Annotated in this window: 17 protein-coding genes; 13 read left to right on the plus strand and 4 right to left on the minus strand. The window is 65.8% G+C overall.

Translation table 11 applies throughout. The features are described 5' to 3' along the window. Window positions 1-93: 93 nt before the first annotated feature. The 4 genes from ACWF5H_RS10305 to sdhC all read right to left on the minus strand — a co-directional run bounded on the left by ACWF5H_RS10305 (window position 94) and on the right by sdhC (window position 3,625). Window positions 94-882, minus strand: coding sequence for a succinate dehydrogenase iron-sulfur subunit (locus ACWF5H_RS10305; protein ID WP_364646838.1), 789 nt, complete (start codon window positions 880-882; stop codon window positions 94-96). Further along, on the minus strand, window positions 882-2,669 hold the full coding sequence (gene sdhA / locus ACWF5H_RS10310; protein WP_452036644.1) for a succinate dehydrogenase flavoprotein subunit: 1,788 nt from the start codon (window positions 2,667-2,669) through the stop codon (window positions 882-884). The genes ACWF5H_RS10305 and sdhA overlap by 1 nt, the downstream gene beginning before the upstream one ends. 86 nt (window positions 2,670-2,755) lie before the next feature. Further along, window positions 2,756-3,226: a succinate dehydrogenase hydrophobic membrane anchor subunit gene (locus ACWF5H_RS10315; protein WP_364646844.1), complete on the minus strand. Its 471-nt coding sequence runs from the start codon at window positions 3,224-3,226 to the stop codon at window positions 2,756-2,758. A gap of 3 nt (window positions 3,227-3,229) precedes the next feature. Beyond that, the gene (sdhC, locus tag ACWF5H_RS10320) at window positions 3,230-3,625 is read right to left on the minus strand and encodes a succinate dehydrogenase, cytochrome b556 subunit (RefSeq protein WP_136784374.1); all 396 of its coding nucleotides are present in this window, start codon (window positions 3,623-3,625) and stop codon (window positions 3,230-3,232) included. 371 nt (window positions 3,626-3,996) lie between these two features. Here sdhC and ACWF5H_RS10325 point away from each other — a divergent pair, with 371 nt between their 5' ends. The 13 genes from ACWF5H_RS10325 (at window position 3,997) to ACWF5H_RS10385 (ending at window position 19,247) form a co-directional block, all read left to right on the plus strand. Further along, complete coding sequence (locus ACWF5H_RS10325; RefSeq protein WP_452036645.1) at window positions 3,997-5,097, plus strand: mannose-1-phosphate guanylyltransferase; 1,101 nt, start codon at window positions 3,997-3,999, stop codon at window positions 5,095-5,097. Window positions 5,098-5,195: 98 nt separating this feature from the next. Next, window positions 5,196-6,425: an amidohydrolase gene (locus tag ACWF5H_RS10330; protein ID WP_452036646.1), complete on the plus strand. Its 1,230-nt coding sequence runs from the start codon at window positions 5,196-5,198 to the stop codon at window positions 6,423-6,425. A 193-nt stretch (window positions 6,426-6,618) separates the two neighbouring features. Continuing rightward, on the plus strand, window positions 6,619-7,734 hold the full coding sequence (locus tag ACWF5H_RS10335; protein WP_452036648.1) for a BMP family lipoprotein: 1,116 nt from the start codon (window positions 6,619-6,621) through the stop codon (window positions 7,732-7,734). 172 nt (window positions 7,735-7,906) lie between these two features. Beyond that, entirely contained in the window at window positions 7,907-9,472 is a 1,566-nt protein-coding gene (locus ACWF5H_RS10340) for an ABC transporter ATP-binding protein (protein ID WP_452036737.1), read from the plus strand. Next, window positions 9,469-10,833 carry an ABC transporter permease gene (locus ACWF5H_RS10345; RefSeq protein WP_452036650.1) on the plus strand — a complete coding sequence of 455 codons (1,365 nt, stop codon included), beginning with the start codon at window positions 9,469-9,471 and terminating at the stop codon, window positions 10,831-10,833. The genes ACWF5H_RS10340 and ACWF5H_RS10345 overlap by 4 nt, the downstream gene beginning before the upstream one ends. Then, window positions 10,830-12,119 (plus strand): ABC transporter permease, encoded by a 1,290-nt coding sequence (locus ACWF5H_RS10350; RefSeq protein ID WP_452036652.1) that lies wholly within the window; start codon window positions 10,830-10,832, stop codon window positions 12,117-12,119. Before ACWF5H_RS10345 ends, ACWF5H_RS10350 begins: the two co-directional genes overlap by 4 nt. Before the next feature lie 3 nt (window positions 12,120-12,122). Then, a complete protein-coding gene (locus ACWF5H_RS10355) occupies window positions 12,123-12,527 on the plus strand; it encodes a cytidine deaminase (protein WP_452036654.1) in 405 nt (134 codons plus the stop codon). A gap of 32 nt (window positions 12,528-12,559) precedes the next feature. Next, window positions 12,560-13,846, plus strand: coding sequence for a thymidine phosphorylase (locus ACWF5H_RS10360; protein ID WP_452036656.1), 1,287 nt, complete (start codon window positions 12,560-12,562; stop codon window positions 13,844-13,846). Window positions 13,847-14,168: 322 nt separating this feature from the next. Next, window positions 14,169-15,008: a DedA family protein gene (locus ACWF5H_RS10365; RefSeq protein ID WP_452036657.1), complete on the plus strand. Its 840-nt coding sequence runs from the start codon at window positions 14,169-14,171 to the stop codon at window positions 15,006-15,008. A 131-nt stretch (window positions 15,009-15,139) separates the two neighbouring features. Next, window positions 15,140-16,246, plus strand: coding sequence for an adenosine deaminase (locus ACWF5H_RS10370; RefSeq protein WP_364647053.1), 1,107 nt, complete (start codon window positions 15,140-15,142; stop codon window positions 16,244-16,246). A gap of 7 nt (window positions 16,247-16,253) precedes the next feature. Further along, window positions 16,254-17,030: a MazG nucleotide pyrophosphohydrolase domain-containing protein gene (locus ACWF5H_RS10375; RefSeq protein ID WP_452036658.1), complete on the plus strand. Its 777-nt coding sequence runs from the start codon at window positions 16,254-16,256 to the stop codon at window positions 17,028-17,030. 90 nt (window positions 17,031-17,120) lie between these two features. Next, complete coding sequence (eno, locus tag ACWF5H_RS10380; RefSeq protein ID WP_364646871.1) at window positions 17,121-18,401, plus strand: phosphopyruvate hydratase; 1,281 nt, start codon at window positions 17,121-17,123, stop codon at window positions 18,399-18,401. An 87-nt stretch (window positions 18,402-18,488) separates the two neighbouring features. Next, on the plus strand, window positions 18,489-19,247 hold the full coding sequence (locus ACWF5H_RS10385) for an FtsB family cell division protein (protein WP_452036659.1): 759 nt from the start codon (window positions 18,489-18,491) through the stop codon (window positions 19,245-19,247). Window positions 19,248-19,279: the final 32 nt, after the last annotated feature.

The raw sequence follows: 19,279 nt of genomic DNA on the forward strand, positions 1-19,279 counted from the left end.
AAGCCTTAAACGCCGGTGGCGCCGATTCCTTTGCGGAATCGGCGCCACCGGCTGCAGTCTCCCCGGGAATCCCGGTCGGACTGTCCTACGACGCTAGATGGAGCGGCTCAGGACGGCCTGCTTGACCTCGGCGATGGCCTTGGTCACCTGGATGCCGCGCGGGCATGCCTCGGTGCAGTTGAAGGTGGTGCGGCAGCGCCACACGCCTTCCTTGTCGTTGAGGATCTCCAGGCGCATGTCGCCGGCATCATCGCGCGAGTCGAAGATGAAGCGGTGTGCGTTCACGATCGCGGCCGGGCCGAAGTACTGGCCGTCGGTCCAGAACACCGGGCACGAGGAAGTGCAGGCTGCGCAGAGGATGCACTTGGTGGTGTCGTCGAACCGCTCGCGGTCCTCCTGCGACTGCAGCCGCTCGCGGGTCGGCTCATGGCCGCCGTTGATCAGGAAGGGCATGATCTCGCGGTAGGACTGGAAGAACGGCTCCATGTCCACGATCAGGTCCTTCTCCACCGGCAGGCCCTTGATCGGCTCCACCAGGATGGGCTTGGACGTATCCAGGTCCTTCAGCAGGGTCTTGCAGGCCAGGCGGTTGCGGCCGTTGATGCGCATCGCATCGGAACCGCAGACGCCGTGTGCGCAGGAGCGGCGGAAGGAAACCGAACCGTCGTGCTCCCACTTGACCTTGTGCAGGGCATCGAGGACACGGTCGGTCCCGTACATGGTGAGCTTGAATTCGTCCCAGCGGGCTTCCTCGGAAACCTCGGGATCGTAGCGGCGAACCTTCAGGGTGATGTCGAAGCTGGGGATTTCCCCGCCGCCGCCGACACCGGGAGCCAACTCGACCTTTGAGGGGCCTTCAGGAATTTCGGTCGGGGTGGTCATTAGTACTTCCTCACCATCGGTTCGTAGCGCGTGAATACCACGGGTTTGGTATCCATGCGGATGCCGGCTGTCTGATCGGTGACAGCTTCGGGATCCAGGTAGGACATGGAGTGCAACATGAAGTTCTCATCGTCGCGCTCCGGGAAGTCCTCACGGAAGTGGCCGCCGCGGGACTCCGTGCGGTGCAGTGCCGCCACGGTCATCACCTGGGCCATATCCAGCAGGAAGCCGAGTTCCACGGCCTCCAGCAGGTCCAGGTTGAAGCGCTTGCCCTTGTCCTGGACACTGATGTTCTTGTAGCGCTCACGCAGCGATGCGATCACGTTCAGTGCCTCGGTCAGCGATGCCTCGTCGCGGAACACCTGCACGTTGGCGTCCATGGTGTCCTGCAGTTCCTTGCGGATCTGGGCCACCCGCTCCGTGCCGTTGGCGGTGCGCACGGTCTCGATCATCTCGACCGTGTACGTTTCGGCGTTCTCCGGCAGCTCGACGAAGTCGGCGGTCTTGGCGTACTCGGCGGCGTTGATGCCTGAGCGCTTGCCAAAGACGTTGATGTCCAGCAGGGAGTTGGTGCCCAAGCGGTTGGAGCCGTGCACGGAGACACAGGCAACCTCGCCGGCGGCGTACAAGCCGGGAACCACCGTGTCGTTGTCCTGCAGGACTTCGCCCTTGATGTTGGTCGGAATGCCGCCCATGGCGTAGTGCGCGGTGGGGAAGACCGGCACTGGCTCGGTGTAGGGCTCGACGCCGAGGTACGTGCGGGCAAACTCGGTGATGTCCGGCAGCTTGGCGTCGATGTGTGCCGGTTCCAGGTGGGTCAAGTCCAGCAGCACGTAGTCCTTGTTCGGACCGCAGCCGCGGCCTTCGCGGACTTCAAGAGCCATGGAACGGGCCACGATGTCGCGCGGTGCCAGGTCCTTGATGGTGGGGGCATAGCGCTCCATGAAGCGTTCGCCATCCGCGTTGCGGAGGATTCCGCCTTCGCCGCGTGCGGCCTCGGAGAGCAGGATGCCCAGGCCGGCCAGGCCGGTCGGGTGGAACTGGACAAACTCCATGTCCTCCAGCGGCAGGCCGCGGCGGAAGGCGATGCCCATGCCGTCACCGGTGAGGGTGTGTGCGTTGGACGTGGTCTTGAAGACCTTGCCCACGCCGCCGGAGGCGAAGATTATCGACTTTGCCTGGAAGACGTGGATCTCGCCGGAGGCCAGGTCATAGCTGACGACGCCGGCTGCGCGCTTCTGCTTGTACGGCGTGCCGTCTTCGCGGACGGCGTCTTCCTCCACCATCAGCAGGTCCAGCACGTAGTACTCGTTGTAGAACTCCACGTTGTGCTTGACGCAGTTTTGGTACAGGGTCTGCAAGATCATGTGGCCGGTACGGTCCGCGGCGTAGCAGGCGCGGCGCACAGGCGCCTTGCCGTGGTCGCGGGTGTGCCCGCCGAAGCGGCGCTGGTCAATCTTGCCTTCGGGCGTGCGGTTGAACGGCAGGCCCATCTTCTCCAGGTCCAGCACGGCGTCGATGGCTTCCTTGGCCATGACTTCGGCGGCGTCCTGGTCCACCAGATAGTCGCCGCCCTTGACGGTGTCAAAGGTGTGCCACTCCCAGTTGTCCTCTTCGACGTTGGCCAGTGCGGCACACATGCCGCCCTGGGCCGCGCCGGTGTGGGAACGCGTGGGGTACAGCTTGGTCAGTACTGCCGTGTGCGCGCGCTGGCCGGATTCGATCGCCGCGCGCATTCCGGCGCCACCTGCACCGACAATGACGACGTCGTACTTATGGACCTGCATACTGGATGCTCTTTCTGTTGAACTGAAGTTTGTCGCCGCTGACAACCCGCGGCGAGGCAGCGGGACCGCGTTCTACGCGGGCCCGGTTACGGTGCCGGGCAGAAGGACGGCAGCAGCTCGGCGCTGGCGTTGGCCGGGCACGGATCAAAGGTGAAGATCACCAGGGTGCCGAGCACGATGATGACGGCCGAGGCCACGTACAGCACCATCTTGAACCAGAAGCGGGTGCTGTCCTTCTCCGCGTAGTCCTCAATGATGGTGCGGACGCCGTTGGTGCCGTGCAGCATGGCCAGCCACAGCATGGCCAGGTCCCAGACCTGCCAGAACGGGTCGGCCCATTTGCCGGCCACGAAGCCGAAGTTAATGGCGTGGACGCCGTCGCCGAGCATCAGGTTGACGAACAAGTGGCCGAAAACGAGTACAACCAAGATGAGGCCGGAGAGCCGCATGAACAGCCAGGCGTACATCTCGAAGTTGCCCTTGCGCCCCTTGTTGCGGGTGTACTCGGGAGCAATGCGCGCGCTGCGGGGGGCCTGGATTTCAGAGTTGACCGACATGAGTTAGTGACCCCCGTTGAAGGCGAACGTGAAAGCGAGCGTGAGGTGGCGGATGAGGAACGGAATCATGACGATGACCGCGAGGCCCACGACGCCCCACAGAAGCTTGGCCTGGTTCTTCGGGCCCTTCTTCCAGAAATCAATAAGGATGATCCGCAGCCCGTTGAAGGCGTGGAAGACGATGGCTGCTACGAGCCCGGCTTCCAAGACGGCCATGATCGGGTTCTTGTACGTGGCCATGACAGCGTCATAGGCGCCGGGCGACACCCGGACCAACGCGGTGTCAAGTACGTGTACCAAGAGAAAGAAAAAGATTGAGACGCCCGTGATGCGGTGTCCTACCCAAGACCACATGCCTTCACGGCCGCGGTATAAGGTCCCTGCTGGTGTCTTCGACACTGAATTACCCTCCCTGCATCGCAGAGGCGCAGCGTGGCTTCCACGCAAGAGTTGACGCCGGTGCGAGAGCGCTCTGTAGCTCAACACTAATCTAGGCTTCGCTGAGGGCTTATTCAATTTAGGAACCGGCCGGTGTGACCTTTTTAACAGCAAAACGTGAAATGTCGGCCTCGCCGCGGCATTCCGCGGATTTCCGGCCCTTATACGCAACTAAAACATGCCCTAATTAGGGATTTCGGATCCGGCCGGTGCTCATCCACCGCCCACCGCGGCGGAAATCAGCCCCGGGTTGGAGGCGCCCGCCATTTCGGGGGATTACCGTGGAGAGAGTGAAGACTCAAAGAGCTGGCCGGGTTGCGGCTGATGATGCCGTGCTGGATCGTTTCTATGCGGTGATCCCGGCCGGCGGTACCGGGACGCGGCTGTGGCCGCTCTCTCGGGCGGCCGCACCGAAATTCCTGCATGATCTGACCGGTTCCGGATCAACACTGATCCGGGCTACCTATGCGCGGTTGGAGCCGTTGTGCCACGGGCGGACGCTGGTAGTCACCGGCAAGCTGCACCGCCAGGCGGTCTGCGCACAGTTGCCGGAGCTGGAGGACTCCAATCTGGTGCTGGAGCCGGAACCGAAGGACTCGGCGGCTGCCATCGGCCTGGCTGCCGCGATCCTGCACCGCCGCGATCCGCGGATCATCATGGGCTCGTTCGCCGCCGACCAGGTGATCACCCCGGTGGAAGACTTCCAGCAGGCGGTACGCGAGGCAGTGCACACCGCGGCCGAAGGTTACATTGTCACGATTGGGATCACCCCGACCCACCCGGCCACCGGATTCGGTTACATCCGCTCAGCCGGGGCGTTGCAGGTGCCCGGCGCTCCGAACGCCCATGCGGTGGCCGAGTTCGTGGAGAAGCCAGACGAGCAGGTGGCGCGCGGCTACCTGGCCACCGGGGAGTATTCGTGGAACGCGGGCATGTTCGTGGCGCCGGTGGACGTGCTGCTCAAGCACCTGGAGACCAACGAACCCGAACTTTTTGCCGGCTTGACGGAGATTGCCCAGGCCTGGGACACCCCAGAGCGCGGCGCGGTGATGCGCAGGGTGTGGCCCGGCCTGCCCAAGACCGCCATCGACTACGCGGTGGCCGAGCCTGCGGCGGCCGCGGGCGACGTGGCGATGATCCCCGGAACTTTCTCCTGGGACGACGTGGGTGACTTCGCCGCCATCGGGCGGCTGAACACCGCCAGCGAAACATCCGGGCTGACGGTGCTCGGCGAGGGGGCGCGGGTCTTCGCGGAGTCCGCCACCGGCGTCGTGGTGTCCGATACCAAGCGGGTGATTGCGCTGATCGGCATCGACGACGTCGTCGTGGTCGACACCCCGGATGCGCTGCTGGTGACCACCAAGGAACACGCGCAGAAGGTGAAGTCGGCAGTGGAACACCTCAAAGCCAGCGGCGATACCGACGTCCTGTAACGGAACGGGCGCGGGGCAGCCTGCGAAAGTTACGAAGAATCGCCAGTGTCCGGCGCACATCCTCAGTGGGCGGGCGCGCAAGTCGCTAGAGTGCAAGTGTGCAGAAGATTTCAGAAACTCCGACGGCCAATCTCAATATCGGCGTCTGGGCATCGCCACTGCTGGATGAACTGAGGCACTTCCGGCGGGACCTGCACCAGCATCCCGAGTTGTCGCACAAGGAATTCCTCACCACGGAGAAGCTCGCGGCGCGGTTGACTGCCGCGGGTCTGGAACCGCAACTGCTGGACGGTACCGGGCTGTTCGTGGATATTGGCGAAGGGCCGCTGGCCATCGGCCTGCGCGCGGACATTGACGCGCTGCCGATCCTGGAGGAAACCGGCCTGGACTACGCCTCGGTCAATACCGGCATCAGCCACGCCTGCGGACACGATATCCACACCACGGTGATGCTCGGCGTGGCCCTGGTCCTGCGCAAACTCGACGTAGAAGGCGAGTTGCCCGCCCGCGTCCGGGTGATTTTCCAGCCGGCCGAGGAAACCATGCCCGGCGGCGCGCTGGCCGTCATTGAGCAGGGCGTCCTGAACGGCCTGCCCCGCATCCTGGCGCTGCATTGCGACCCGCGGATCGACGTCGGATTGGTCGGCACCCGGATTGGCGCCATCACCTCCGCCTCCGACACCATTCGGATTCAGCTCAACGGCCGCGGCGGGCATACCTCGCGCCCCCATCTGACCGAGGACCTGGTGTTCGCGCTGGCCGAAATTGCCGTCAGCGTTCCGGCCGTCATCAACCGGCGGATCGACGTTCGCAGTGCGGTCTCGCTGGTCTGGGGCCAGATCCAGGCCGGGGCAGCCCCCAACGCCATTCCGGCAGTCGGCTACATGGCCGGCACCATGCGCTGCCTGGACGGCGAAGCATGGCAGGCAGCTGGGGAACTGGTGGATGAGGTGGTGAACCAGGTGGCGGCCCCGTTCGGCGTGGACGTGAAGCTGGAACACATCCGCGGCGTCCCTCCGGTCATCAACACCGAGCGGGAGACCACGCTGATTGAAGCCGCGGCGCGGAGCGAGCTGGGCGAGGACGCAGTGACGTTGACCCCGCAGTCGATGGGCGGCGAGGACTTTGCCTGGATGACGCAGGAAGTTCCCGGCGCCATGATGCGGCTGGGGACCCGAACCCCCGGGGGCGAAACCTTTGATCTGCATCGCGGCGACTACATCCCGGACGAGCACGCCATCGGCGTGGGCGTCCGCGTGATGGCGAAGGCGGCGACCTTGGCTGCCAGGCGCCACCGGGACGTCGCCGCCGGAGCTACCCAAAAGTAACAACTTTTCAACAATCCCGGCGAGCCCATCCCTATTTCGTCGCCCGCCGCCCGTCGGCGCACTACTGTAGGTTCATCAACTGTGCACCTGCAGGCCAGGTGTTGTGCCACGCGGAGTACAAGGCATGCGCCGCACTTCTTGTGAAGCGACCATTGAACTGCGGCGTGGGCAGACTTTCTTTTATGGAGGATAATTGAAGACTTCACTGCGCAACATCAAGCGCGGCACCGGCCTCTCCGCCGCAGTGCTCGGCGCGTCCGCACTGGTCCTGAGCGGTTGCGGTGCCCCGCCGGCCGAAGAGGGCGGCAGCGGCAGCCCGGCAGCGCAAGCCACCGACTACCGGGGCTGCATCGTCTCCGACTCCGGTGGATTCGACGACCGTTCGTTCAACCAGTCCAGCTATGAAGGCCTGAAGATGGCCGAGAAGGACCTGGGCATCAAAATCAGCGAGGCGGAATCCCAGGCCGAGACTGATTTCGGCCCGAACGTGGACGCCATGGTGCAGGCCGACTGTAACCTCATCCTCACCGTCGGCTTCCTGCTCGGCGACGTGACCAAGGAAGCAGCGGCAGACAACCCCGACACCAACTTCGCGATCGTTGACTACAGCGATCCGGAGTTCACCGATAACGTCAAGCCGATCATCTACGACACGGCACAGGCGGCCTTCCTGGCGGGCTACGCTGCGGCGGCAACCAGCGAGACCGGCAAGGTGGCCACCTACGGCGGAATGAACATCCCCACCGTCACCATCTTCATGGACGGATTCGCCGACGGCGTCGACTACTACAACAAGCAGAAGGACGCCAACGTCGAACTGCTGGGCTGGGACAAGAAGTCCCAGAACGGCACCTTCGTGGGCAACTTCGAGGATCAGGGCAAGGGCAAGACCAATACCCTGAACTTCATCAACGAAGGCGCCGACATCATCATGCCGGTGGCCGGGCCGGTTGGCTTGGGCACCCTGGACGGCGTGATCGAGGCCAACGCGGACGGCAAGGACGCCAAGGTGGTCTGGGTCGACTCGGACGGCTACGAGACCGCTGGCAAGGCAGAGGAATTCATCCTCACCTCCGTGATGAAGTTGATGGGCAACGCCGTCGAAGACGTCATCAAGACCGACACCGAGGGCAACTTCGACAGCACCCCCTATGTCGGGACCCTGGAAAACGGCGGCGTGGCACTTGCTCCGTTCCACGATCTCGATGCTGCCGTTTCCGACGAGACCAAGTCGGAACTGGACACCATCAAGGAATCGATCATCTCCGGCGAGATCAAGGTCGAATCGAAGGCCAGCCCGCAGCAGTAAGCGTGAAGCGGACCGCCGTTCTCGGTGCCGGACATCGGTGCCGAGAGCGGCGGTTCGTGCTGTCAGCGGCCGAATCGGTTTAGGCTAGGCACAGCTTAAGGGCGGCCAGCGCTCGAAACCATGCCGGATGAGGACCGTCGTACCTACGGACAAAGAACAGGTGGGTTGGGGTTTGAAGCTCGAGCTCAAAGGAATCACCAAACGGTTCGGTTCCCTAGTCGCCAACGATCACATTGACCTTGTGGTCCAGCCGGGCCAGGTGCACAGCCTGCTCGGTGAAAACGGGGCCGGGAAGTCGACGCTGATGAACGTCCTCTACGGGCTCTACGAGCCGACCGAGGGCCAGATCCTAGTGGATGACAAGCCGGTGATTTTCAACGGCCCCGGCGATGCCATGGCGGCCGGCATCGGCATGGTGCACCAGCACTTTATGCTGGTCCCGGTCTTCACCGTCGCGGAGAACGTGGCGCTGGGCAACGAGGCCACCAAAGCCGGCGGCATGCTGAACCTTGACGACACGCGGGCCCGGATCCGGGAGATTTCGGACCAATACGGATTCCAAGTGGACCCGGATGCAGTGATCGAGGACCTGCCCGTCGGCGTGCAGCAGCGGGTGGAAATCATCAAGGCCTTGCTCCGTGACGCCGAAGTGCTGATCCTGGATGAGCCGACCGCTGTCCTCACGCCCAAGGAAACCGACGAACTGCTCGGCATCATGGGCCAGCTCAAGGCCGACGGCAAAGCGATCGTCTTCATCTCGCACAAGCTGCGCGAGGTCAAAGCCGTTTCCGACATCATCACGGTGATCCGCCGCGGCAAGGTGGTCGGCGACGCCCCGGCGTCGGCATCCACCACGGAATTGGCGGAGATGATGGTGGGCCGGGCGGTCAGCCTCACCCTGAACAAAGAAGCGGCGCAGCCTGGGGAAGAAACGTTCACGGTCTCCGACCTCACAGTGCTCTCGCCCACCGGCCAGCGCATGGTGGACGGCATCAGCTTTGGCATTGCCCGGGGCGAGATCATGGCGGTGGCCGGTGTGCAGGGCAACGGGCAAACCGAACTGACCGAGGCCATCCTGGGTCTGCAAGACCATGTGTCGGGCTCCATCCGGCTGGAGGGCCGCGAGCTCGTTGGCAAACGGGTCAAGGACATCATCGGAGCTGGGGTCGGCTTTGTACCGGAAGACCGCAGCGTCGAAGGCCTGGTTGGTACCTTCTCCGTGGCGGAAAACCTCATCCTCAACCGTTATGACCGGCCGCCCTTTGCTCGCGGCCTGGCCATGAAGCCGGGCTTGATTGCCCAAAACGCCGAACAATACATCGCGGAGTTTGATGTCCGCACGCAGTCGGCGGAAGCCGCAGCGGGCACACTGTCCGGCGGAAACCAGCAGAAGGTGGTGATGGCACGGGAGCTGTCCAGGCCCTTGAAGCTCTTCATCGCCTCGCAGCCTACCCGTGGCGTCGACGTGGGATCGATTGAATTCCTGCACAAGCGGATCGTCGCCGAGCGCGACGTCGGCACGCCGGTCCTGATCGTGTCCACCGAGTTGGACGAAGTGCTGGAGTTGGCCGACAGAATCGCCGTGCTCTACCAGGGACGGCTGATGGGAATCGTCCCGGCAGGCACTTCGCGCGGCGAACTGGGCCTGATGATGGCCGGGATGAATGCAGAAGAAGCCCAAGCACAGCAGGCGCAGGCCGAAGCACAGCAGACGGATGTCGAAGGAGGCGAAGAATGAGCGCGGATGAGCCCGGCAAGCAGACCAGAAAGCGGCCTGAACATGGTAGCAAGTCAGCGGTCGACGGCGAGGAGCAGCGGCTCCTAGCGGCCGCCGAACTCGGCGATGGCACGCAGCCGCCGCCCGCGGTTCCGGCGACAGAGGAGAGCCTGCACCCGCAGCTGCGCGAGCAGCAAAGCGTGATGCAGCGGATCGTCACGGGCAACGCCCTGGTGTCGGTCCTCGCCGTCGTGCTGGCGTTGGTCGCAGGCGGCATCCTGATCGCGCTGACCAATGAAGAAGTGGCCAGGACCTCCAGCTACTTCTTTGCCAAGCCGCAGGACATGCTGGGTGCGGCCTGGACGGCTGCATCGGGGGCCTACATTGCCCTCTTCCAAGGGTCGGTCTTCAATTCCGACGGGGCGACCTTCACCCGGATGATCTACCCGCTGACCCAGACGCTGACCGTGGCCGCCCCGCTGATCTGCGCCGGCCTGGGCGTGGCGTTGGCCTTCCGCGCCGGGCTGTTCAACATCGGCGCCCAAGGCCAGATCATCATCGGCGCCACCCTGGCCGCTTGGGTCGGTTTCAGCTGGCACCTGCCAGTGGGCCTGCATCTGCTGCTGGTCATCGTGGCCGGCATTGTGGGCGGCGCACTCTGGGGCGGTCTGGTCGGCTTGTTGAAGGCCAAGACCGGCGCCCATGAGGTGATCGTGTCGATCATGCTCAACTATGTGGCCATCAACTTGGTGCTGTACCTGCTGACCATTCCGGCCTTCCAGCGCCCGGGTTCCACCAACCCAATCAGCCCCCAGCTGGACGAGACTGCGATGTATCCGCCGCTCTTTGGCGACGCCTTCCGGCTGCACTGGGGCTTCATCGTGGCCATCATCGCTACGTTCTTTGCCTGGTGGCTGCTCAACCGCTCGACGATCGGCTTCGAGTTGCGCGCCGTGGGCTCCAACCCGCATGCCGCCCGGACGGCGGGCATCAGCGTTACCAAGGGCTACGTGGTGGTCATGGTGCTCGCCGGCGCGCTGGCCGGACTGGCCGGCACCGCCCAGGTGGCGGGCACCGAACAGGTGTTGACTGCCGGTGTGGCGGCCAGCTTCGGCTTCGATGCCATCACCGTCGCACTATTGGGGCGCTCGACGCCGTGGGGGACGTTTGCGGCCGGCGTGCTGTTCGGTGCCTTCCGTGCCGGGGGCGTCACCATGCAGACCAACACCGGCACCGCGATCGACATTGTGCTGGTGGTCCAGTCGCTGATTGTCCTGTTCATCGCCGCTCCGCCGCTGGTCCGGGCAATCTTCCGCCTGCCTGAGCCGGGCCGGTTGACGGCGAAACCCCGCAAGACCGCAAGCACCGGAGGTGCAGCATGAGCACGGCTACTGCCACCGAACCGCAACAGGGCGCAGCCCCCACTGACATCGTGCGGAACTGGAAGACCCCGGTCATCCTGGCCGTGCTTTCCGTCCTGGCACTCGTGGTCTTCGCCGTCGGCGCACCGGACAACTCCGTCACCTTCCGGCTCTCGGCTACCAACGACGCCCTGGTGCTGCCGGACATCGTCCTGTCGGCAGTTGTCACCGGCTGGGTCACCGCCATCCTGATGCTCGCCGCCGCCGTCTGGTCGTTCCAGCTGGTCCGGTCCGGCCGCAAGGTGCCCGGCTGGCTGGTGGCCGTTTTTGCCGTCCTCTTCATTGTCGCTTTCCTGACCTGGGTGGTGGGCAGCGCCCGCACGCCGAACGTCGCCCTCTACGGGCTGCTGGCCGGTTCCTTCACGTTGGCCGTGCCGCTGATCTTCGGGTCCCTTTCCGGCGTGCTGTGCGAACGATCCGGCGTGGTCAACATCGCCATCGAAGGGCAGCTGCTCTTCGGTGCGTTCTCTGCCGCGGTTGCCGGATCGCTCTCCGGCAACGCCTTCGTTGGCCTGGCTGCAGCGGCCATCGGCGGCGTCCTGGTGTCGGCGGTGCTGGCGCTGTTCAGCATCAAGTACATCGTCAACCAGGTGATTGTCGGCGTGGTGCTCAATGTGCTGGTGTCAGGCCTGACCGGATTCCTGTTCTCCACCGTCCTTTCCTCGGATCCGGCCAGATGGAACTCGCCGCCGCGCCTGCCGATCATCAGCATCCCGGTGCTGTCCGACATTCCGGTCATCGGCCCCATTCTGTTTGAGCAGTCGGTGGTCGGCTACTTGATGTATATCGCCCTGGCCGTCATCTACGTTGGCCTGTTCCACACCAAATGGGGCCTTCGGACCCGCGCGGTCGGCGAGCACCCGAAGGCCGCGGACACGCTGGGGGTGAAAGTCAACCGGATGCGGTTCACGAACGTCCTGCTGGCCGGCGTCGTCGCCGGTTTCGGCGGCGCCTTCTTCACCCTGGTCCTCGTGTCCAGTTTCGGCCGGGACATGACGGCGGGGCAGGGCTACATTGCCCTGGCAGCGCTGATCTTCGGCCGCTGGAATCCGCTCGGAGCCTTCTTCGCCGCCCTGCTGTTCGGGTTTGCCACAAACCTGCAGTACGTGCTCAGTGCCCTCGGCTCCACCGTGCCGAACCAGTTCCTGGCCATGCTGCCGTACGTGGTGACGATCTTCGCGGTCGCCGGGCTGGTGGGCCGTGCCCGGCCGCCGGCCGCCAGCGGCGTGCCGTACATCAAGGGGTAGGGGATGGAACCGACGACGGACCGGCGGGTGGACTGGGACGCGCTCCAGCGCGCCGCGGCGGACGCCATGCGGCGGGCCTACGTGCCGTATTCAGGGTTTCCCGTCGGCGCGGCCGCACTGACCGACGACGGGCGGATTGTTTCCGGCTGCAACGTGGAGAACGCGTCCTATGGGCTGACCTTGTGCGCTGAATGTTCGCTGGTCAGCCAGCTGAACATGACAGGCGGCGGGAAACTGGCGGCCTTCAGTTGCGTGGACCGGGACGGCAAGGCGCTGATGCCATGCGGGCGGTGCCGGCAGTTGTTGTACGAGTTTCGGGCGCCGGGCATGCTGCTGATGACGCCGGCCGGAGTCAAGACCATGGACGACGTGCTGCCGGACGCCTTCGGCCCGCAGCACCTGGCCTGATAAGCCGGAACGGATCAAGTGAGGAACAGGGTATGACCGAAACTTTCGACGCAGTGGACATCATCCGGACCAAGCGCGACAAGGGAACGCTGAGCCCGGAGCAGATCGCCTGGACCATCGACGCCTACACCCGCGGGGCCATCGCCGACGAGCAAATGTCCGCGCTGAACATGGCCATCCTGCTCAACGGCATGGACCGGGAGGAAATCTCGCACTGGACGACGGCGATGATCGCCTCCGGCGAGCGGATGGACTTCGCCTCCCTCGGCAGGGCGACAGCGGATAAACACTCGACCGGTGGAGTGGGAGACAAGATCACCCTCCCGCTGGCCCCGTTGGTGGCGGTTTTCGGCGTCGCCGTGCCGCAGCTGTCCGGGCGCGGGCTCGGCCACACCGGCGGCACCTTGGACAAGCTCGAATCAATCCCGGGCTGGCGGGCGCTGCTGACCAATGACGAAATGATGAAGCAGCTGGCGGACGTCGGCGCGGTGATCTGCGCGGCCGGTTCCGGGCTTGCCCCCGCGGACAAGAAGCTCTACGCGCTGCGGGATGTGACCGGCACGGTGGAAGCGATCCCGCTGATTGCCTCCTCAATCATGAGCAAGAAGATCGCCGAAGGCACCGGAGCGCTGGTGCTGGATGTGAAGGTCGGCAGCGGCGCCTTCATGAAGGATGAGCGCAACGCCCGCGAACTGGCCGAAACCATGGTCGTCCTGGGTAAGGACGCCGGCGTGAACACAGTGGCCCTGCTCACGGACATGAGCACCCCGCTGGGGCTCACCGCGGGCAACGCCATTGAAGTCGAAGAATCGGTGGAAGTGCTCGCCGGTGGCGGCCCCGAGGACGTGGTGGAGTTGACGGTCAAGCTGGCCGAAGAAATGCTGCAGGCGGCCGGCGTGGCCGACGCCGACCCGGCGGCAGCACTGCGGGACGGCCGTGCCATGGACGTCTGGAAGTCGATGATCCGCGCTCAGGGCGGTGACCCCGACGCCGCCTTGCCGGTGGCCCGGGAATCCGAGGTTGTCTACGCACCGGCAGACGGCGTGCTGGTCCAGTTGGACGCCCTGTCCGTGGGGGTGGCGGCCTGGCGGCTGGGAGCCGGACGCGCCCGCAAGGAGGACGCCGTGCAGGCCGGTGCCGGAGTGCGGCTGCATGCCAAGCCCGGCGCCATGGTCCGGGCCGGCGAACCGCTCATGACGCTGCTGACCGACACCCCCGAGAGGTTCGACCGGGCCAAGGAGGCGTTGCGCGACGCCGTCGTCATTGCCCCGGAGGGAAGCCGGCCGGACCGCCGGCTGATCATTGACCGGATTTCCTGACCGCGGCACCTCGTCGGCTGCCGGTTCGGGGAATACCCTGACGCCGGCAGCCTCGCGCCGGCAGGACCAGGACAGGCGTTGAAGCGCCCCCAGCTGAAAACAACTGGGGATGGCCGTTTATAGATTCGCTGGATAAACCTCTTCCCGGCCCACCAGCACCCGGCTACGATGATGTCTGCGGCCGGAGCTCTGGGGAAGCTCCGGCGCACTGCAGGGTCTGCGGCATTGACCGTTGGGGGCCCGGTCAGGGATTTACCCGATAGCGGCACCAAATGCGGCATGGCATCGTTGGACTTAGACATCCAGCGGACAGGAACACCTCGTGCAGACTTTTATGGACGCGCTCAGCGTCTTCATCATCGACGCGGCAGCACAATGGTGGATCTACCCACTACTCTTGGCTCTCTGCCTTATCGATGGCATCTTTCCGCCCGTTCCGAGCGAATCGGTCGTCGTCGCGCTGGCTGCCATCGCCGTATCCGCCGGAGCGCCCAACATCTGGCTGGTCGTTGTGGTCGCAGCGGTGGGCGCCATTGCCGGCGACAACATCGCCTATCTGATTGGCCGCAGCATCGGCGCTGACCGCTTCCGCTGGATGCAGCGGCCACGCGTGGCCGCCGCCTTCGCCTGGGCCCGCCGGGAACTGGACCGGCGCGGCGCCCTGCTGATCCTTGGCGCGCGTTACATTCCGGTGGGTCGCGTCGCGGTCAACATGACCGCCGGAGCCACCGGCTACCAGCACCGCAAGTTCGTCCTGTTCTCGGTGGTGGCCGGCTTCTCATGGGCCTTGTACTCGGTGGGCATTGGGGCGTTGGCGGGACAGTGGTTCCATGACCACACCTTGCTGGCCGCGGGCCTGGCCATCGTGCTGGCACTGTTGCTGGGCCTGGCGCTGGACCATGGCATCAAGCTTGCCGGCCGCCGGGCCGCTCGGCTGCGTGCGGCAGCCACGGCCGCGCACAGCAGTGCGGAGCCGGCGGGAGCCGGCCGGCAGGCCGCATACGATCGCGGCGCAGCCGGGAGTTCCGGCGCCCCAATGCAGGGACGGCGCCATCCCGGCGACCAACCGCCGGAATCCGGTTCGCGCACGGTGCGCTTCGAGCCCTATGCGCCCGTCGCCGTGCCCTCGCGCAACCGCTCCACGGCCGCATTGGACGATTGAGACACCATCCGATGGAGGCAATGGCCGGTTGAGCCGGCCGGCGGAAGCCGATCCGGTTCAGGCAGGCGGCGTGCTCGCGTAAGGTGGTGCGTGTGACTGAGCCTGATTACTCCGAAGACACCGCAGCCGATATGGACATCGACATCCGCAGCCTGCCGAAGGTATCACTGCACGACCATCTGGACGGCGGCCTGCGCCCCGCCACCATCATCGAGCTGGCAGCCGCCGTGGGCCACGAGCTGCCCTCCACCGACCCGGTGGCACTGGGCGAGTGGTTCCGGGAATCGGCGGACTCCGGCTCGCTGGTCCGCTACCTGGAAACCTTCGATCACACCGTCGCCGTGATGCAGACCAAGGAAGGCCTGTTCCGCGTGGCACAGGAATTCGTCGAAGACCTGGCCGACGACGGCGTGGTCTACGGAGAGGTCCGCTGGGCGCCGGAGCAGCACCTGGCCAAGGGCCTGACCCTGGACGAAGCCGTCGAAGCCGTCCAGGCCGGGCTTGAAGCGGGTGTCGACGCCGTCGAGGCCAGCGGCCGGCCCATCCAGGTGGGCCAGCTGATCACCGCAATGCGGCACGCCGACCGCTCCCAGGAGATCGCCGAACTTGCCATCCGGCACCGGGACCGGGGCGCCGTCGGATTCGACATTGCCGGCGCCGAGGACGGTTTCCCGGCCTCCCGCTTCAAGGACGCATTCACCTACCTGGCCGAGCACCAGTTCCCGGTCACCGTGCACGCCGGCGAGGCGGCCGGTGTGGACAGCATCGCCGATGCGCTGGTCAGCGGCCGTGCACTGCGGCTTGGCCACGGGGTACGGATCGCCGAGGACATCCAGGTGGACTTCGGCCCGGACGAGGAAGACGGCGAAGAAGTCGGTATGGTCACCCTGGGCCGGGTTGCCGCGTGGGTCCGCGACCGCGGCATCCCGTTGGAGTGCAGCCCGTCGTCCAACCTGCAGACTGGCGCCATCGCCGTGTTCGGCGAAGGCATTGAAGCCCATCCGTTCGACCTGCTCTACCAGACCGGGTTCAAGGTCACGATCAACACGGACAACCGGCTGATGAGCGGCGTCACGCTCTCGGACGAGTACGAGTTGCTGGTGGAAACCTTCGACTACGATCTGGACGACCTGCTGGAGATCACGCTCAACGCGGCGGAAGCCGCCTTCCTGCCGCTGGAAGAGCGTGAGGCGCTCGTCGAGTACATCGGCGAGGGCTTCCGCAGCCAGCTGGACTAACGGGACCATGCCGCAGGGCGGTCGGCCGCCAGCACCGGGACGGCGCGAAAGCACGACGGCGGAGCCCGGCCAGGGGTGGGCCGTTCCCCGGCTGCTCGAGGTCGTGGCGCAGTTGCGCGAACACTGCTTGTGGACGGCCGCGCTGACCCACGAATCCCTGGTCGAGTACCTGGTCGAGGAGGCACACGAGCTGGCCGAGGCGATCGAAACGGGGCACACCGGTCAAGCCGATGTGGCAGAGCTCAGGGGCGAGCTGGCCGACGTGCTCTTCCATGTCCTGCTGCATGCGCGGTTGCAGGAAGAGCGCGGGCACTTCGATTTCGACGCCGTGGCCGCCGCGCTGACCACTAAACTCATCCGGCGGAACCGGCACGTGTTCCGGCCGGACGGGTCCCTGCAGGAGACGTTTCCGGACTCCGTCGCCGAGATCGTGTCCAGTTATGACGCGGTGAAGGCGGCGGAGAAGCCGGAGCGGACCACGCCGTTCGACGGCGTTCCGACATCGCTGCCAGCGCTGACCCTGGCGGCGAAATCCCTCGACCGGGCGCGCCGGGCCGGCTCCGTGGAACGGGCTGAGCCCGGCGGCGACGGCCGCGGCGCCGCGGCGCAGCACGGCAGTTGGCCGCCCGGAGGCGGGCAGGGCCTGACGGAAGCCGAGGTCGGCGAGGCGCTGTTCGCCGTCGTCCACCGCGCCGCAGAAGCCGGCGTGGACCCGGAGCAGGCGCTCCGTTCCGCGGTCCGGCGATTCCAGCAGCGCGTAACGGAAGAAAACTCCACGGCGTGATCTCGATTAGTCTTAAGCCGGACCTTGCGGCCGGCCGGTGCCGGGCCTGCAGACATTCCATCTTTCGTTCCAACGAACAGGAGCTACCCCATGGCGCTGATCGATGCCATCCACGCGCGCGAAATCCTAGATTCCCGCGGCAACCCCACCGTTGAAGTTGAGGTGCTGCTGTCCGACGGCTCGATGGGCCGCGCTGCAGTTCCGTCTGGCGCCTCCACCGGTGCTTTCGAGGCCGTCGAACGCCGCGATGGCGAGAAGGGCCGCTACCTGGGCAAGGGCGTCAGCCAAGCCGTCGGCGCGGTGCTGGACACCATCCAGCCGGCACTGGTGGGCCTCGACGCCACCGACCAGCGGCTGATCGACCAGACCATGCTGGACCTGGACGGCACGTCCAACAAATCCGATCTGGGCGCCAACTCGATCCTGGGCGTCTCGCTGGCCGTGGCATCGGCAGCCGCCGAATCCGCCAACCTCCCGCTGTACAAGTACCTGGGCGGACCGAACGCCCACGTGCTGCCGGTGCCGCTGATGAACATCCTCAATGGCGGTTCGCACGCCGACTCTGACGTGGACATCCAGGAATTCATGGTGGTGCCGCTGGGCGCCGCTACGTTCTCCGAGGGCCTGCGCTGGGGTGTGGAGGTCTACCACAGCCTCAAGGCCGTGCTGAAGGAGAAAGGCCTCTCCACCGGGCTGGGCGACGAGGGCGGATTCGCCCCGAACCTGCCCAGCAACCGGGCGGCCCTGGACCTGATCACCGAGGCGATCACCCGGGCCGGCTACACACCGGGCAAGGACATTGCGCTGGCCCTGGACGTGGCGTCCTCCGAGTTCTACCGCGACGGCGCCTACCAGTTCGAGGGCAAGTCCCTGACGGCAGCGGAAATGAGTGCCTACTACGGCCAGCTGGTGGCGGACTTCCCGCTGGTGTCCATCGAGGATCCGCTGGACGAATCCGACTGGGACGGCTGGGCAACGTTGACGGCCGAGCTCGGCGACAAGGTGCAGCTGGTGGGCGACGACCTGTTCGTCACCAACCCGGAGCGACTGCAGCAGGGCATCGACGCGAAGACCGCCAACTCGCTGCTGGTCAAGGTCAACCAGATCGGGTCGCTGACCGAAACCCTGGAGGCCGTGGCCCTGGCCCAGCGCAATGGCTACACCACCATCACCTCGCACCGCTCCGGCGAGACCGAGGACACCACCATCGCCGACATCGCCGTGGCCACCAATGCCGGCCAGATCAAGACCGGCGCCCCGGCCCGTTCGGAGCGTGTGGCGAAGTACAACCAGCTGCTGCGAATCGAGGAAGAGCTCGACGACGCGGCACGCTACGCGGGTCGCAGCGCTTTCCCGCGTTTCACGGCGTAGTTCGGCCCAACCCTCGGTAATGTCTTAAGCGGGGCTCGGCCGTCAGCCGACGCCGGCCCCGCGAGACAACCATGGTGAGGAGCCTCAATGTCCACCCGACGCCCCAACATGCCGCGGCCCGGCCGTCCGGCCGGCGGCGGGCCCGCGCAGGGCAGCGGCCAGGGGGATGACAAGGACACCGACCGCCAGGAACCGGACACCGGGAAGGTCATCCGGGCCGACTTCGGCCGCCCGGCGCCGCCGGCCGCGGCCCGGACCGAGGCCGGCCACGCGAGCACACCCGAGGCGGGCCACCGCCGGAAGCCGAAACCACCGGCCAAGCCCAGGCCGGCGCCGTCGGAAGCCCGCGCCGCCGAGCGCCGGCAGCTGTCCGAGGGGATCAGGCAGCCTGACACGCCCGCGCAGCGGGAACATCGGCAACCGGCCCGGGAAGCGGCTGCCGACGCCGTCCCGGTCCCTGCCAAAGCATTCTCCGGCCGGCTGCTGGCGCTGGCGGTGGTCTTGGTGTCCATCACGGTGCTGCTGGCTCCGTCGGTCCGGGTTTTCATTGAGCAGCGGGCAGAACTGGCCGCCCTGCAGGCGGACATCGCCGCCAAGAAAGACTCCCATCAGCAGTTGACCAAGGAGCTGGCCCGCTGGGACGACCCCGCCTACATCAAACAGCAGGCGCGGGATCGCATATTCTATGTAATGCCGGGGGAGAAGCGGTACATGGTCACCGGCGCGGAAGGACTGGGCGAGTCGGACGAACACGCATCCGCAACCGCGCCGGAGGACTTGCCGTGGGTCGACGCATTGTGGAATTCGATGACCCGGGCCGCCACGGACGCGCCCGCCGCTGACTAACATCCCGGCAGCCGGAACACACGCCACGCTGC

The organism is Arthrobacter sp. NPDC055138, assembly GCF_053607305.1.

Bases quoted from the DNA above. Each gene is read 5' to 3' on its own strand.
- eno (WP_364646871.1), top strand. From the start codon at position 17,121: ATGGCGCTGATCGATGCCATCCACGCGCGCGAAATCCTAGATTCCCGC.
- ACWF5H_RS10370 (WP_364647053.1), top strand. From the start codon at position 15,140: ATGGACATCGACATCCGCAGCCTGCCGAAGGTATCACTGCACGACCAT.
- ACWF5H_RS10345 (WP_452036650.1), top strand. From the start codon at position 9,469: ATGAGCGCGGATGAGCCCGGCAAGCAGACCAGAAAGCGGCCTGAACAT.
- ACWF5H_RS10375 (WP_452036658.1), top strand. From the start codon at position 16,254: ATGCCGCAGGGCGGTCGGCCGCCAGCACCGGGACGGCGCGAAAGCACG.
- ACWF5H_RS10355 (WP_452036654.1), top strand. From the start codon at position 12,123: ATGGAACCGACGACGGACCGGCGGGTGGACTGGGACGCGCTCCAGCGC.
- ACWF5H_RS10350 (WP_452036652.1), top strand. From the start codon at position 10,830: ATGAGCACGGCTACTGCCACCGAACCGCAACAGGGCGCAGCCCCCACT.
- sdhA (WP_452036644.1), bottom strand. From the start codon at position 2,669: ATGCAGGTCCATAAGTACGACGTCGTCATTGTCGGTGCAGGTGGCGCC.
- ACWF5H_RS10360 (WP_452036656.1), top strand. From the start codon at position 12,560: ATGACCGAAACTTTCGACGCAGTGGACATCATCCGGACCAAGCGCGAC.
- ACWF5H_RS10385 (WP_452036659.1), top strand. From the start codon at position 18,489: ATGTCCACCCGACGCCCCAACATGCCGCGGCCCGGCCGTCCGGCCGGC.
- ACWF5H_RS10305 (WP_364646838.1), bottom strand. From the start codon at position 882: ATGACCACCCCGACCGAAATTCCTGAAGGCCCCTCAAAGGTCGAGTTG.
- ACWF5H_RS10315 (WP_364646844.1), bottom strand. From the start codon at position 3,226: ATGTCGGTCAACTCTGAAATCCAGGCCCCCCGCAGCGCGCGCATTGCT.